Here is a 14,576-nt window from a genome sequence, read left to right on the forward strand (position 1 = left end):
CGGACGCTGTCGGCGGGGGCTGCTACCGTTCGCCGCCGTGACCGATGACGCCGTGGCAGCCCCCGACCGTGCCGACGTCCCCGACGGCGGCGACCTGCCCGACCAGATCCGGGCCTTCGTGCGCCAGCAGGTGGCGTTGGCCGAGCTGCCGGCGGCCGCCATCGTCGCCGAGACGGTGAAGTACCTGGACGACGCGGCCGGGGAGAACGGGGTCGCGGAGCTGGCCTGGGCGGCGGTGGCCGAGGAACTGAGCGCGCACCTGGCCGACCAGGAAACCTGGCCGGAGGTAACCGACAGCGACCGGCTCACCGCTGCGTTCCGGGCGCTCGACGCCACCGGGATCGTGGCGCGGGAGAACTTCACCTGCTGCCAGAACTGCGGCGTCGAGGAGATCGGCGCCGAGGCGCGGCGGGGCCTGAAGCCGCGCGGCTACACCTTCTACCACCGGCAGGACGCCGAACGCGGCGTCGAAGGCTCGGGGGTGTGGCTCGCGTACGGGGCGTTCGAGGGAGCCTCCACAGCGGAGATCGGCGCGGAGGTGGCGGTCGCGCTGCGGGCCGCGGGGCTGACCGTCAACTGGGACGGAGAGGTCGGCCAGCGGATCCACGTGCCGCTGCGGTGGCAGCGGCGGCGGGTCGGCCGGCTCGCTGCCGTACCCGCGGCCGTGGCGGACGACGTCGACGTCGACGTGGAACTGCTCGGCACGTGGATCGGCGTGCACGCGCCGGCGGAGGGGCCGGGGCGGGCCGGCCGGTTCACCGGCCTGCACCTGCCGTGGCTGCCGGCCTCCGTCCCGGTCCGCGTGGAGTGGGAGGGCCGAGCGTTGGAGGTGCGCCGCAGCGGCGACGCGCTGGTCGGGACGTACGACGACCCGGACGTGCCGGAGCTGACCGTGGGCCGGCACGACGGCCTGGCGCTGGTCCGGGCGCTGCGCGGCCTGCCCCCGGCCGGCGAGCCGGAGCCCGCACCGGTCGGCTACGTCGAGGTGACCGGCGGCCACGCGGCCGGGTGGGAGCAGGAGGTGCCGATGGAGCTGGCGGAGCTGCTGGCCCGGATCCGCGCCATGCGCCCGTCCAGCTACGACTGCCTCACCTGCGTGGGCCGCTCCGGCGCCTGCGTGCAGACCGCCTGGGAGCCCGGCGGCCTCTGGGTGGAGCACCTGGACATCGAGGCGGCCGTCTCGGTGGGTCGGTTCGCCACCCTGGCCGAGGTGGAGCGGGTCCTCGCGGCGCTGGCCGTGGAGGACCGGGTGGCCGTACGCGAGCTGGACGGCGAGCTGACCACGCTCCACCACCGCTGAGCGGTCGGTCAGGCGGCCGGCGGGAGCACCTTGGCGACCAGCTTGGCCAGTTCGCGCAGCGCCTTGCCGCGGTGGCTCACCGCGTCCTTCTCCTCCGGGGTCAGCTCCGCGTTGGTCCGCTCCTGCCCGTCGCCCAGGAAGATCGGGTCGTAGCCGAAGCCGCCGTCGCCGCGCGGGGCGCGCAGCAGCCGGCCGGCCTGCCGGCCGTCGACCAGGTGCTCCTTGCCGCTGGGCAGCACCAGCGCCACGGTGCAGACGAAGGCGGCGCCGCGGTGCTCGTCCGGCAGGTCGGCGATCTGGTCCAGCACGAGCTGGAGGTTGGCCCGGTCGTCGCCGTGCGAACCCGCCCAGCGGGCGCTGAACACGCCCGGCATGCCGTTGAGCGCGTCCACCGCCAGACCGGAGTCGTCGGCGATGGTCGGCAGGCCGGTGCGCCGGCAGCCCTCCCGGGCCTTGATCAGCGCGTTCTCGCCGAAGGTGAGGCCGGACTCGGGCAGCTCCGGGTACTCCTCGACGTCGTCGAGGCCGAGCAGGGCGATCCGGTGGGCGCCGAGCGCGCCGTCGAGGATCCGCTGGAGCTCGACGAGCTTCTTCCGGTTGCGGGTGGCCAGGAGCACCGTGTTCATCAGTTCAGCGCCTTCCGCTGCGCGTCGGCCAGTTCCAGGCAGCCCGCCACGCCCAGGTCGAGCAGGGCGTCGAGCTGCTCCCGGGCGAAGACGCCGGCCTCGCCCGTCCCCTGCACCTCGACGAAGTCACCCGTCCCGGTGCAGACCACGTTCATGTCGACCTCGGCCGCCACGTCCTCCTCGTAGCAGAGGTCGAGCCGCGGTTCGCCGGCGATGATGCCGACGCTGACCGCCGCCACCGACCGGTGCATGACCTTCTCCACCTTGCCCGCCAGGGCCTTGCGCTCGGCGAGCCAGGTCACGGCGTCGTGCAGCGCCACGTACGCCCCCGTGATGGCGGCCGTCCGGGTGCCGCCGTCGGCCTGGAGCACGTCGCAGTCGAGCACCACCGAGTTCTCGCCCAGCGCCTTGAGGTCGACGCAGGCCCGCAGGCTGCGGCCGATCAGCCGGGAGATCTCGTGGGTCCGGCCGCCGACGCGGCCCTTGACGCTCTCCCGGTCGGAGCGGGTGTTGGTGGCCCGGGGCAGCATCGCGTACTCGGCGGTCACCCAGCCGAGCCCGGAGCCCTTGCGCCAGCGGGGCACGCCCTCGGTCACGCTGGCCGTGCAGAGCACCCGGGTCGCCCCGAACTCGACGAGCACCGAGCCCTCCGGGTGGGTGCTCCAGCCCCGGGTCAGGGTCACCGGTCGAAGTTGGTCGGGCCGCCGCCCGTCAGGTCGCGCCATGCCTGCACCTTATGCGGTGCCGTGATCGAACCGGCCCGCGGTCTCCCCACGGTCGCCCGCGACGGTCACGGTCGGCAGGCCCGACAGCGCCGCGGCACAGCTCACGCTCGGCGACGGCCGTGCCGCCCCGGCGGGTGCCACGGAGCGCCTTTGCTCTGCAGCCACGGACGCATCAGCTACCGACCGTCATCGGCGTCGGCCGCGGGCCACCGGGACGGCGGTCGGCAAGCCGCAGGTCGACGAGCTGCCGCGTGGATGGCTGCAGAGCAAAGGCGGGCACCGGCCATCTGCCATCGGGCCCGAGCAGGGCACGGAGTGTCACCAGACGCGTCCGCACGATGCGTAACCGGGACTCGCGCCTCCGGCGGCGATGCCGGCGGGGTCAGACCTCGTAGGAGGCGCCGGCGCGGACCACCTCGAGCGGCCCGGCGTACGCGCCGGCCGCCGACTCCACGGTGTGCGACTCGCTGCCCCAGGCGGGGACGAGGTGGGTGAGCAGCAGTCGACCCACCCCCGCCTTGGTGGCCGCCTCGCCGGCCTCCCGGCCGGTCAGGTGCAGGTCCGGTGGGTTCTCCACCCCGTCCATGTAGCTGGCCTCGCAGAGGAACACGTCGGCGCCCTGGGCCAGGCGCAGCAGCGCGTCGCAGGGCGCGGTGTCCGAGGAGTAGCAGAACACCCGGCCGCCGTGCTCCAGCCGCACCCCGTACGTCTCGACCGGGTGGTTCATCTGGTCGACGGTGACGGTGAACGGGCCGATCGGGAAGGTGCCCGGCTGGAGGCCGTAGAACTGGTAGACGTCCTCGACGGTGCTGTCCTCCTGCCCGTACGCGCTGGCCAGCCGGTCCGGCGCGCCCGAGGGGGCGTACATCGGCATGGGCGGGTACGGGCCGTCCGGGGCGTACCGGCGCACCACCACGTAGGTGACCGCGTCGAGCATGTGGTCGCAGTGCAGGTGGGTGAGGAGGATGGCGTCGGGGGCGTGGAGCCCGACGTAGCGCTGGAGGGTGGACAGCGACCCCGAGCCGAAGTCGATCAGCAGCCGGAACCCGTCGGCCTCCAGCAGGTAGGCGGAACACGGGGACTCGGGCCCGGGAAAGCTGCCGGCGCAGCCGAGAACGGTCAGTCGCATCCGGTCGCCTCGATCTCACGCTCGGTAGTCGACACGCCGGCGGTCGCCCCGCCGATGATCTCTACCGACGCGTTCGCCACGCTGCGCAGCCTACGCGTCGGCCCGGTCGGGCAAGAATCATCCGCCGGAAGTTGTCATCAACGTGACACCCGCACGCGTCCGGTCCCAGGACGTAACGGTCGGTTCGGTCGGCGGCGTACGCGGACCGAACCGACCGGCGGGCCGTCAGGCCCAGAGCTGCCCCTCCAGAGCGTCCTCGGCGTCCGCGAGGGTGCCGCCGTAAGCCCCGGTCGACAGGTACTTCCAGCCGCCGTCGGCGACCACGAACGCCACGTCGGCGCGGCGGCCGTCGCGGACCGCCTCGTGCGCCACCGCGAGGGCGGCGTGCAGGATGGCCCCCGTGGAGAAGCCCGCAAAGATCCCCTCCACCTCGACGAGCTGCCGGGTCCGCAGCACCGCGTCCCGGGTGCCCACCGAGAAGCGCCGGGAGAGCACCGAGGCGTCGTACAGCTCGGGCACGTAGCCCTCGTCGATGTTGCGCAGCCCGTAGACCAGCTCGCCGTAGCGGGGCTCGGCGGCGACGACCTGGATGCCGTCGACCTTCTCCCGCAGGTAGCGCCCGGTGCCCATGAGGGTGCCGGTGGTGCCCAGGCCGGCCACGAAATGGGTGATGGTCGGCAGGTCGTGCAGCAGCTCCGGCCCGGTCGTCTCGTAGTGCGCCCGGGCGTTCGCCTCGTTGCCGTACTGGTAGAGCATCACCCAGTCCGGGTGCTCGGCCGCGATCTGCTTCGCGGTCGCGACGGCCTGGTTCGAGCCGCCCGCGGCCGGCGAGAAGATGATCTCCGCGCCGTACATCCGGAGCAGCTGGACCCGCTCGGTGGAGACGTTCTCCGGCATCACGCAGACCAGCCGGTAGCCGCGCAGCTTGGCCACCATGGCCAGCGAGATGCCGGTGTTGCCGCTGGTCGGCTCCAGGATCGTGTCACCCGGACGGAGCCGGCCGGACTCCTCGGCCGAGCGGACCATGAACAGGGCCGCCCGGTCCTTGATGCTGCCCGTCGGGTTCCGGTCCTCCAGCTTCGCCCAGAGCCGCACCGGCGGTGCCCCGTCGGGCACCGTCGGCGAGAGCCGGGGCAGCCCGACCAGGGGCGTGCCGCCGCAGGCGTCGAGCAGGCTGTCGTACCTGGCCATGCCGCCCGCCGCCGTCAGCGGGCGGCGACGGCCGCGCGGTGACCGGCGATCGCCGCTGCCGCGGCGAAGCCGAACGCGCCACCGGCCACGGCCGGCAGGATGGTGACGCTGTCGCCGTCGTTGAGCTTGGCGTCGAGCGCGCCGAGGAAGCGGACGTCCTCGTCGTTGACGTAGACGTTAACGAACCGGTGCAGGGCGCCGGCGTCGGTGACCAGCCGGGCCCGCAGGCCGGCGTGCCGGGAGTCCAGGTCGGCGAGCAGGTCGCCCAGGGTGTCGCCGCTGCCCTCGACGACCTTCGCGCCGCCGGTGTAGCTGCGCAGGATGGTGGGGATGCGAACCTCGATGGCCATGATGTCTCGTGCTCCTTGTTCGGGTGCTGCCAGGTGACGGAAGGAAGAAAAGGTGTGCCGGCGCTGGGAAGTCAGCGGTCGGAACACTCGTAGTCGACCGTCGCCGGGCTCTGCCCGAACATGTAGGACTGGACGGCGTGCGGGTCCACGGCAGCCACGATCTCGACCGGCTCCTCGGTGACCACGCCGTCGACGATCCGGAAGGAGCGGATCTCCTCGGTGTCGGGCTCGCGGGTCGAGACGAGCAGGTAGTGCGCTCCCGGCTCCCCAGCGAAGGAGATGTCCGTGCGGGACGGGTAGGCCTCCGTCGCGGTGTGCGAGTGGTAGATGACGACCGGCTCCTCGTCGCGGTCGTCCATCTCCCGCCACAGCCGCAACTGCTCCATCGAGTCGAACTCGTAGAAGGTCATGGAGCGCGCGGCGTTCGCCATCGGGATGTGCCGGGTCGGGGTGTCGCTGCCGGCGGGACCGGCGACCACGCCGCACGCCTCGTCCGGGTGGTCCCGGCGCGCGTGGGCCACGATCGCGTCGATGATCGACCGGTCGATGCTCAGCACGCCGCCCAGCCTAGCGCCTGGCGGTCCCGGGCGGCGAGGTGGTGACCGTCACGGCTCAGTCGATCAAGGCGTTGAGCAGGGACTCCTGGAGATATCCCAGGTACGCGTAGACCGACAGTTGGAACACGCGCGACGAGGTGGGGTCCTCGGCGACCGCGTCGTCCAGCTCCTCGCCCAGGTCGGTGCCGTCCTTGATCTCCAAGCGGACGCCCATGGCCAGCCGGGCGTCGTTGAGGGCGCGCAGCCACGCCTCGGCGGCCTCCGCGTCCAGCCGCACCTCGCCGCCGGCCTCGCCGTCGGGCAGCGCGGCGAGGATCGCCCCGGCCTGGTCGATCTTGGCGGTCTTGAGGTCGCCCTCGGTGTAGCGGCGAAACTCCGCGCTGCCCGCCGCGTCGTCCGGGTAGACCTCGGGGAAGAGCCGGCCGACGACCGGGTCGCCGTGGTCGAAGCCGTCGGTGAGCAGGCCCACCACCTCGGAGGCGACCTTGCGCAGCACCCGGACCTCGTCCACCGCGAAGGTGGCCACGTAGCGGTCGCTCTGGTGACGGAACATGCTCATGACCGGTCCACCGTCGCCCAGAGGCCGTACGCGTGCAGCTGCGACGCGTCGTGCTCCATCCGCTCCCGGGCGCCGCTGGAGACGACCGCCTTGCCCTTGTGGTGCACGTCCAGCATGAGCTGCTCGGCCTTCTCCCGGCTGTATCCGAAAAGCTTCTGGAACACCCAGGTCACGTACGTCATGAGGTTGACCGGATCGTCCCAGACGATGGTCACCCAAGGCCGGTCGGAGACCGGCACCTCGTCGGTGTCCGGCGTCTCGACCGGCGCAACCTGTGGAGCCGCCATGCCCCCCATCGTGCCACCGGATCCGGGGAACCGATGAACCGGAACGGCGCGGCGGTCGGGATCACCCGCCCGGGCCGCGTACGCCGGCCCGCGCGGCCGTGCGGCCGCCCCGACCTCAGGCGAGCAGGATGCCGTGGTCGACAGCATCGGTGAGGACCGCGCCCAGCGAGAGACGGATCACCTCGAAGCGGCGGGACACCTGGCGGGACAGCTCCAGCTCGACCTCGCGCAGCGCCCGTTGGGCCCAGGAGCGGGCGGCGTTCGGGTCGGCGTTGCCGGGGACCCGCCAGTGCTGCCAGCACCCGCCGTTGAGGGCCACCCCGACGGGCGGGAGCGCCTCGTCGCGCTCCGCGCCCGGACAGCCGGCCAGCGCGTCGAGCGCGCCGGCCCCGGCCAGCCCGGCCACCCCGGCCGTGCTGGTGACCAGGAGCACCCGATCCAGCTCCGGGCCGTCCGGGTGGTCGGCAAGGCCCCACCGGACGGCGTGCACGATCCGGCGGCGCACCCCCTCGGCGAGCGGCGCGCCGAAGACCCGGGCGGCCGCGTCGTCGACGATGCTCCGGACCGCCTCGTCGCACTGCGCGGTGGCCAGCAGCGACAGCGCCTCCATCTCGCGGTCGAGCAGCTGCGGCAGGCCTGCGCAGCCCACCCCGAAGACGATCTCCTGCACCACCCGGAGGTGGATGTCGGCCAGCTCCAGGGCGAGGTGCTGGCGGATCCGCTGGGCGCACGAGCGGGCCCGGCGGTCGATCCGCTGGGTGAGGTCGGCCGGCTCGACGCCGGCCACCACGGGCACCCGGCCGTGCGCGCCGGGCGGCTCCGGCGGGCGGGAGCTGGCCCGGCGCAGCCCCTCGTCGGCGGCCCAGCCGACCAGCGCGCGGCGCAGCACCGAGTGCTCGTTCTGGCGGACCGGGAACCAGCGGGCCGGTGCGAGCGCGGGCACCGCGGCCAGCAGCGCGGCCCGGTGCGCCGCCACGGAGACGTCGACCGGGTCGTACCGGCGGGCGGCGGGGCCGGGCGGGCCGGACCGGCCGGCCGACGACCCGGACGCCCCCGTGTCCTCCGTCGTCGTGCCGTCCGCCGGCGCCGCCCAGCCGGCCACGCCGGGGGTGACGGCGAAGAACACCTCGACCCGGGTGCGCGCCACCTCGGCCAGCAGGTGCAGCTCGGCCGCGCTGAACGCCTGGTCGGCGGAGATCACGAAGAGCAGGGCGCCGGCCCGGCCCGCCGCGTCGAGCAGCACCCGGCCGCCGGCCACCCCGAGGGCGCCGGTGTCCGGCGTGTCGAGCACGGCGAAGTGCCGCAGCAGCGGGTCCGGCAGGCTCAGCTCCACCCGGCGCGGCGGGCGGGCCAGCGCCGGACCGGCGGCGAGCGGGTCGGCGCCGTAGGAGTGCGGCTGGCGGTAGCCCGGCACGTAGGCGGCGCGGGTGGGCACCTTGGCGTGGTTGACGAGCAGGTGGCTGCCGGCAGGCACGGCGAGCATCCCGGGATCCAGCCCGAGCAGGCCGGCGAGCAGCTCGCGGCGGCCGGCGCCGGCCGGGCCGGTGACGACGACAGCCAGCGGCTCCTCCGGCCCGGGCTCGGTCACCCCGAGCCGGGTGGGCAGCGGGGCGCAGCGGGGCGGCTCGGCGAACCCGTCGGGGTCGGGCACGTCGACCGCGGGGAGCGGACCCGGCTTCATCAGTCGGCCTCCCGGTGAGGCGACCGGGTTGCGGTCCGGTCGCGTGGAAATCCCTGCTCGCAGGGGATGTCGGAAGAGTACGGCTGTCGCGGATCCGACACCGAACACATCCGATACTCACGAGTAATCACCAGATTACTCAACTTCGCTGCGTGACGGTACGCCCGCGGAGGGAACACCGTCGATATGCTGCACCGATGAGTCGGTGGGACTTCGTCGGCCGCACGGATGAGCTCAACCGTCTGTCGTCGGCGGTCGGCGGCCCGGAGGGGCGCGGGCTGCTCTTCAGCGGAAGCGCCGGGGTCGGCAAGAGCCGGCTGCTGCGCGAGGGGGTGGCCGCCCTCCCCACCGACCGCTACGCGGTCTGGTCCGTCGCGGCCAGCGCCACCACGGCCGCGCTGCCGTTCGGCGGCCTGGTCCAGGTGCTCCCGGCCGCCCAGCCGCAGGGCCTCTCCCCCGCCGGTGTCCTGCGCTGGGCGGTCGACGTGCTCCAGGAGCAGGCCGCGGGCCGGCCGATCGTGCTGGCCATCGACGACGCGCACCTGCTCGATCCGCCGTCGGCGGCGCTGGTGCACCTCATCGCCCGCTCCGAGAACGCCACGGTGCTCGGCACGCTGCGCAACGGCGAGCAGATCCCGCTGCCGATCCGCGCCCTGTGGACCGACGACCTCGTCGACCTGGTCGAGCTGGGTCCGCTGGGCCCGAGCGAGACCACCGGGCTGCTCGCCGCGATCCTCGGCGGGCCGGTCGACGCCGGCTCCTCCGAGCGGCTGTTCAGGCTCTCCGCCGGCAACCCGCTGCTGCTGCGCGAGCTGGTGCTGGCCGCCTCCGGCGGCGACGAGCTGAGCCGGAGGTACGGCATCTGGAAGTGGACCGGCCGGCTGGAGCTGGCGCCCAGCCTCACCGACCTGATCGACACCCGCATCGGCCAGCTCACGCCCGACGTACGGGCCGTGGTCGAGCTTGTCGCGTTCGGCGAGCCGCTCGGCCTGCAACTGCTGGAGCAGGCGGTCGACCCGGCCGACGTGGAGATCGCCGAGGAGCGCGGCCTGATCGCCATGGTGCACGACGACCGGCGGCTGAACGTCCGCCTGGCCCACCCGCTCTACGGCGAGGTGATGCGCCGGCACTGCCCGGTCAGCCGCACCCGCCGGCTCCAGGCCACCCTGGCCGGGCTGCTGGAACGCGTCGGCAAGCGGCGCCGCGACGACCTGCTGCGCGTCGCGGTGTGGCGGCTCGACTCGGGCACGGCGCAGGACCCCGCCCTGCTGCTCGACGCGGCGGCCCAGGCCTTCGGCCGCTACGACGTGCCGCTGGCCACCCGGCTGGCCCGGGCGGCGCTCGACGGCGAGGGTGGCTCGGACGCGGCGGAACTGCTCGCCACCATCCTCATGTTCGGCGACCGGCCGGAGGAGGCCATCGTGGTCCTCGACCAGGTGGCCGGGGCGATCCAGGACGACCGGCGGCGCGGCCGCTGGCTGACGGCCCGGGGCATGGTGAGCTACTGGGGGCTGAGCCGGGAGTCCACGGTGGAGGACATCGCCGCGCGGGGCGCCGAGCTGACCGACGCCGCCGACCAGGCCCGCGTCCGCGCCTTCGAGGCGATCATGCGGCTGCACCGCCTGGACATCGAGACGGCGGTCCGGCTGGCCCAGGCGGTGCTCGACCGGCCGGCCGCCCCGATGGCGGCACGCGAGCTGGCCCGGTGCACCCTCGCGCACCTTCAGGCCGCGCAGGGGCAGTACCGGCGCAGCGCCACGGCGATCGCCCGGGTGGAGGCCGAGGCGGCGTGCTGGCGGGGCGACATGCCCTACCTCCAGCTCGCCATGGAGCTGGCCCGGGGCACCCGCCTGGCGCTCTCCGGCGACCTGGCCGGCATCGACGCGATCGTCGCCGACGAGTTCGCCGACCTGGCCGGCGCCGGGGACTTCCGGCTCGGCACCGGCTATCTCGCCATCCTCCAGGCGTACGCGGCGCGGCTGCGCGGGCGCGGCGACGAGGCGCTGAAGACGAGCCTGGGCGCCTGCGCCGTCCTCGCCACCAGCCGCGTCTACGCCGGGCTGGCCCACGCCGAGCGCGCCCAGGCGGCGGCGCTGCGCGGCGACGCCACGCACGCGGCGGAGGCGATGGCCGAGGCGGACCGGACCCACGCGCCCGGGATGGCGGTGCTCTACCCCTGGCTGGAGCAGGCCCGGGGCGCCGTGCACGCGGTGGCCGGCGACCTGCCGGCGGCCGTCAAGCACCTCTGCGCGCTCGCCGACCGGCTGCGCGAGGACGGCCTGGCCGGGCACGAGCTGCTGGTCCTGCTCGACCTGGTCCGGTTCGACCAGGCCGCCGCGGCGGTCGGGCCGAGCTGCACCGACGGCGGCCGGCGGACCGTGGCGCAACGCCTCGCGGAGCTTTCCGAGCAGGTCGACGGGGTGCTGCCGCCGCTGGTCGCCCGGTACGCCCGCGCCACCCTCGACGGTGGCCCCGACGAGCTGCTCGCCGTGGCCGACGGCTTCGCCGCCCGGGAGCTGACCGTCTACGCCGCCGAGGCGACCGCCATGGCGCTACACCGGATGGGCCGCGGCCGCGCCGGCGCCACCGGCCCGGCCCGGGAGCGCCTCGCCGACCTGCTCCGCCGCTGCGACGAGGTGTCCACGCCGGCGCTGCGGCTGCTCCGCCCGACGCTGACCGAGCGCGAGTGGGAGATCGGCCGGCTCGCCGCCGACGGCGTGACCAGCCGCGCCATCGCCGAGCGGCTCTTCCTCTCCACCCGCACGGTGGAGAACCACCTCCAGCGGATCTACAGCAAGCTCGGGGTGGCCGGGCGGGCGGAGCTGCGGGCCGCGCTGCGCTCGATGCCGGGCCACGACGGCGCGGATCCGGCCTGAACTCTAGGCTGGGGCGGTGAGCACCCTTCGCCCCGCGCTGCTGACCGACCACTACGAGCTGACCATGGTCAGCGCCGCCCTGCGGGACGGCACGGCCGACCGTCGCTGCGTCTTCGAGGTGTTCAGCCGGCGGCTGCCGGCCGGCCGCCGCTACGGCGTGGTCGCCGGCACCGGCCGGCTGATCGACCTGATCCGCGACTTCCGGTTCGACCCCGACGAGATCGAGTTCCTGCGCCGCACCGGCGTGGTGGACGACCGGGCCGCGCAGTGGTTGGCCGACTACCGCTTCAGCGGCGACGTCGACGGGTACGCGGAGGGCGAGCTGTTCTTCCCCGGCTCCCCGATCCTCACCGTCTCCGGCACCTTCGCCGAGTGCGTGGTGCTGGAGACGCTTGTGCTGTCGGTGCTCAACCACGACTGCGCGGTGGCCGCCGCGGCGGCCCGGATGGTGACCGCCGCCCGCGGCCGGGCGCTGATCGAGATGGGCTCCCGGCGGGCGCACGAGGAGGCCGCGGTGGCCGCCGCCCGGGCCGCGTACCTGGCCGGGTTCCGGTTCACCTCCAACCTGGCCGCCGGGCAGCGCTACGGCATCCCCACCGCGGGCACCGCCGCGCACGCGTTCACCCTGCTGCACGACGACGAGCAGGCGGCGTTCGCCTCGCAGGTCGCCACCCTGGGCAAGGACACCACGCTGCTCGTCGACACGTACGACATCAGCCAGGGCATCCGCAACGCCATCGCGGTGGCCGGGCCGGAGCTGCGCGCGGTCCGGATCGACTCGGGCGATCTCGCGGTGATCGCCCAGCAGTCCCGCGAGCTGCTCGACTCGCTTGGCGCCACCGAGACGAAGATCATCGTCTCCGGCGACCTCGACGAGTACGCCATCGCCTCGCTCGCCGCCGAGCCGGTCGACATGTACGGCGCGGGCACCGCCGTGGTGACCGGCTCGGGCGCCCCCACCGCCGGCCTGGTCTACAAGCTGGTCGAGGTGGAGGGGCGACCGGTGGTCAAGCGCTCGGAGCACAAGGCCACCATCGGCGGCCGGAAGGTGGCCGTCCGCCGGCACAAGCCCACCGGCACCGCCACCGAGGAGATCATCGTGCCGCAGGGGGTGCCGGACCGGCAGCCCAACGACCGGCTGCTCCAGCGCTCGTTCGTCGTCGAGGGCGAGCCGGTGGCGCTGCCCACGCTCGACGAGTCCCGGGAGCACCTGCGGGAGTGCCTGATCTCCATCCCCTGGGAGGGGCTCAAGCTCTCCGGCGGCGACCCGGCCGTCCCGGTGACCGTCGTACCCGCGAGCTGAGAGGAGCGATCCGATGGCCAACGCCTTGATCATCGTCGACGTGCAGAACGACTTCTGCGAGGGCGGCTCCCTGGCGGTGACCGGCGGGGCGGGCGTCGCCGCCGGCATCTCCCGGCTGCTCGCCGCCGAGCCGCAGCGCTGGGACCACGTGGTCGCGACGAAGGACTACCACGTCGACCCGGGCGCGCACTTCGGTGACCCGCCGGACTACGTCGACTCCTGGCCCCGGCACTGCGTCGTGGGCACCGCCGGCTCGGAGTTCCACCCCGACCTGGAGACCGGCCCGGTGGAGGCGATCTTCCACAAGGGCGAACACGCGGCCGCGTACTCCGGTTTCGAGGGCCACGCGGACGACGGCGAGTGCCTGGCCGACTGGCTGCGCCGGCACGACGTCGACCGGGTCGACGTGGTCGGCATCGCGACCGACCACTGCGTCCGCGCCACGGCGCTGGACGCCGCCCGGGAGGGCTTCCGGACCACCGTCCTGCTGGACCTCACGGCCGCTGTCGCGCCCGACACCCTGGACGTGGCGCTGCGGTCGCTGGAGGGCGCCGGCGTCGCCATGGTCGGCGAGCCTGTGATCAGGGCCGCTTGAGCGGGTAATCGGTTGCGGGTGTCGTACCCCCGGCCCAGGATTGCGGCCGGAGGTACGGACCGTCGTGAACTTGAAGCCTTACCGGGAGGCACTCGCCCTGCCCGGTCTCCGGTCGTTGCTGCTGATCTCGGTGCTGGCGCGCATCCCGCTCACCGCGACAGGCGTGACGCTCACCTTCCACGTCGTGCTCGACCTCGGTCGCGGCTACGGCGCGGCCGGGCTGGTGGGCGCCGCGTCCACCGTCGGCGCCGCGCTCGGCTCCCCGCTGCTCGGCCGGCTGGTCGACCGGCGCGGGCTGCGCCCGGTGCTGCTGCTCACCACGGTCGCCGAGGGCGTCTTCTGGGCCTGCGCGCCGACCCTGTCGTACCCCGTTCTGCTGCCCACCGCGTTCCTGGCGGGCCTGCTCGCGCTGCCGGTCTTCTCGGTGGTCCGGCAGTCGGTCGCCGCGCTGGTGCCGGCCGAGCGGCGCCGCCCCGCGTACGCCCTCGACTCGATGTCGGTGGAGCTCTCGTTCATGGTCGGCCCCGCGCTGGCCGTGGCCATGGCCGCCGCCGTGTCGCCCCGGCTCACCATGTGGGCGGTCGGCGCCGGGATCGTCGCCTCCGGGATCTGCTTCTGGCTGCTCGACCCGCCCACCCGCGCCGCCGACGAGCCGGCCGGCCCGGCCCGCAAGGTGCCCCGACGGGAGTGGGTCACCCCCCGGCTGCTCGCCGTCCTGGCGGTCAGCCTGGCCGCCACCCTCGTGCTCGGCGGCACCGACGTCGCGGTGGTCGCCGTGCTGCGCGAGGGCGGCGAGGTCGGCTGGACCGGCGCCGTCCTGGCCATGTGGGCGATCGCCTCGCTGCTGGGCGGCTTCGCGTACGGGGCGGTGACCCGCTCGCTCTCGCCGCTGGTTCTCGTGGCGGCGCTGAGCCTGACCACCATCCCGGTGGGGCTGGGCGGGGCGCACTGGTGGCTGCTCAGCCTGGCGCTGTTCCCGGCCGGGGCGCTCTGCGCGCCGTCCATCGCCTCGACCTCGGACGCGGTGAGCCGGCTCGCCCCGGCCGGCGTACGCGGCGAGGCCATGGGCCTGCACGGCTCGGCCGTCACCGTCGGCATCGCGCTGGGGGCGCCGCTGGCCGGCGCGGTGATCGACGCCTCGGCGCCGGCCTGGGGGTTCGCGGTCACCGGCGCGATCGGCGTGCTGGTCGCCCTGGCCGTCCTCCCGCTCGAAATCCGCCACCGCCGCGACCAGGCCCTCACCCCCACCCCCGAACTGGCCCCCGCGACCCCCTGACCTTCTCCCCGCGGCCCGGGTACGGGCATCGATCAAGAGGTTTGCATCAGCACCCGCCCCATTCCCGACGCAAACTCCTTGATCAACGCCCCCGGGCCCCGCGGACGAGCACCAACTCGGC

At 74.5% G+C, this 14,576-nt stretch carries 14 protein-coding genes; 5 read left to right on the plus strand and 9 right to left on the minus strand.

What is annotated here, in order from left to right; translation table 11 throughout:
• The first annotated feature begins 37 nt into the window (after positions 1-37).
• Complete coding sequence (locus NLX85_RS05565) at positions 38-1,300, plus strand: hypothetical protein (RefSeq protein WP_254331929.1); 1,263 nt, start codon at positions 38-40, stop codon at positions 1,298-1,300.
• Positions 1,301-1,308: 8 nt separating this feature from the next.
• Here the strand turns inward: NLX85_RS05565 and rdgB are convergent, their stop codons facing one another.
• From rdgB to NLX85_RS05610, 9 genes are all read right to left on the minus strand, one after another.
• Complete coding sequence (gene rdgB / locus NLX85_RS05570; protein ID WP_091269580.1) at positions 1,309-1,926, minus strand: RdgB/HAM1 family non-canonical purine NTP pyrophosphatase; 618 nt, start codon at positions 1,924-1,926, stop codon at positions 1,309-1,311.
• Positions 1,926-2,651 (minus strand): ribonuclease PH, encoded by a 726-nt coding sequence (gene rph, locus NLX85_RS05575; RefSeq protein ID WP_091312992.1) that lies wholly within the window; start codon positions 2,649-2,651, stop codon positions 1,926-1,928. Before rph ends, rdgB begins: the two co-directional genes overlap by 1 nt.
• 382 nt (positions 2,652-3,033) lie before the next feature.
• Positions 3,034-3,780, minus strand: coding sequence for an MBL fold metallo-hydrolase (locus tag NLX85_RS05580; protein ID WP_254331930.1), 747 nt, complete (start codon positions 3,778-3,780; stop codon positions 3,034-3,036).
• A gap of 225 nt (positions 3,781-4,005) precedes the next feature.
• On the minus strand, positions 4,006-4,971 hold the full coding sequence (locus NLX85_RS05585; protein WP_091312998.1) for a PLP-dependent cysteine synthase family protein: 966 nt from the start codon (positions 4,969-4,971) through the stop codon (positions 4,006-4,008).
• Between the two features lie 14 nt (positions 4,972-4,985).
• Positions 4,986-5,321 carry a MoaD family protein gene (locus NLX85_RS05590; protein WP_254331931.1) on the minus strand — a complete coding sequence of 112 codons (336 nt, stop codon included), beginning with the start codon at positions 5,319-5,321 and terminating at the stop codon, positions 4,986-4,988.
• 71 nt (positions 5,322-5,392) lie between these two features.
• Complete coding sequence (locus NLX85_RS05595; protein WP_091313004.1) at positions 5,393-5,878, minus strand: Mov34/MPN/PAD-1 family protein; 486 nt, start codon at positions 5,876-5,878, stop codon at positions 5,393-5,395.
• A 55-nt stretch (positions 5,879-5,933) separates the two neighbouring features.
• Positions 5,934-6,437 carry a DUF2017 domain-containing protein gene (locus tag NLX85_RS05600; RefSeq protein ID WP_254331932.1) on the minus strand — a complete coding sequence of 168 codons (504 nt, stop codon included), beginning with the start codon at positions 6,435-6,437 and terminating at the stop codon, positions 5,934-5,936.
• Positions 6,434-6,724 (minus strand): ATP-dependent Clp protease adapter ClpS, encoded by a 291-nt coding sequence (clpS, locus tag NLX85_RS05605; protein ID WP_091201734.1) that lies wholly within the window; start codon positions 6,722-6,724, stop codon positions 6,434-6,436. The genes NLX85_RS05600 and clpS overlap by 4 nt, the downstream gene beginning before the upstream one ends.
• 115 nt (positions 6,725-6,839) lie before the next feature.
• Positions 6,840-8,405, minus strand: a complete 1,566-nt coding sequence (locus NLX85_RS05610; protein ID WP_254331933.1) for a hypothetical protein — start codon at positions 8,403-8,405, stop codon at positions 6,840-6,842.
• Between the two features lie 197 nt (positions 8,406-8,602).
• Here NLX85_RS05610 and NLX85_RS05615 point away from each other — a divergent pair, with 197 nt between their 5' ends.
• The 4 genes from NLX85_RS05615 to NLX85_RS05630 are packed head-to-tail and all read left to right on the plus strand — an operon-like array spanning position 8,603 to position 14,455.
• Positions 8,603-11,281, plus strand: coding sequence for a LuxR C-terminal-related transcriptional regulator (locus tag NLX85_RS05615; protein WP_254331934.1), 2,679 nt, complete (start codon positions 8,603-8,605; stop codon positions 11,279-11,281).
• A 16-nt stretch (positions 11,282-11,297) separates the two neighbouring features.
• Entirely contained in the window at positions 11,298-12,584 is a 1,287-nt protein-coding gene (locus NLX85_RS05620) for a nicotinate phosphoribosyltransferase (RefSeq protein ID WP_254331935.1), read from the plus strand.
• 13 nt (positions 12,585-12,597) lie between these two features.
• Positions 12,598-13,179 carry an isochorismatase family protein gene (locus tag NLX85_RS05625; RefSeq protein ID WP_254331936.1) on the plus strand — a complete coding sequence of 194 codons (582 nt, stop codon included), beginning with the start codon at positions 12,598-12,600 and terminating at the stop codon, positions 13,177-13,179.
• A 40-nt stretch (positions 13,180-13,219) separates the two neighbouring features.
• Entirely contained in the window at positions 13,220-14,455 is a 1,236-nt protein-coding gene (locus tag NLX85_RS05630; protein ID WP_254331937.1) for an MFS transporter, read from the plus strand.
• The last annotated feature ends 121 nt before the right edge of the window (positions 14,456-14,576 follow it).

This window comes from Micromonospora sp. A3M-1-15 (assembly GCF_024213425.1).
GTDB lineage: Bacteria > Actinomycetota > Actinomycetes > Mycobacteriales > Micromonosporaceae > Micromonospora > Micromonospora chersina.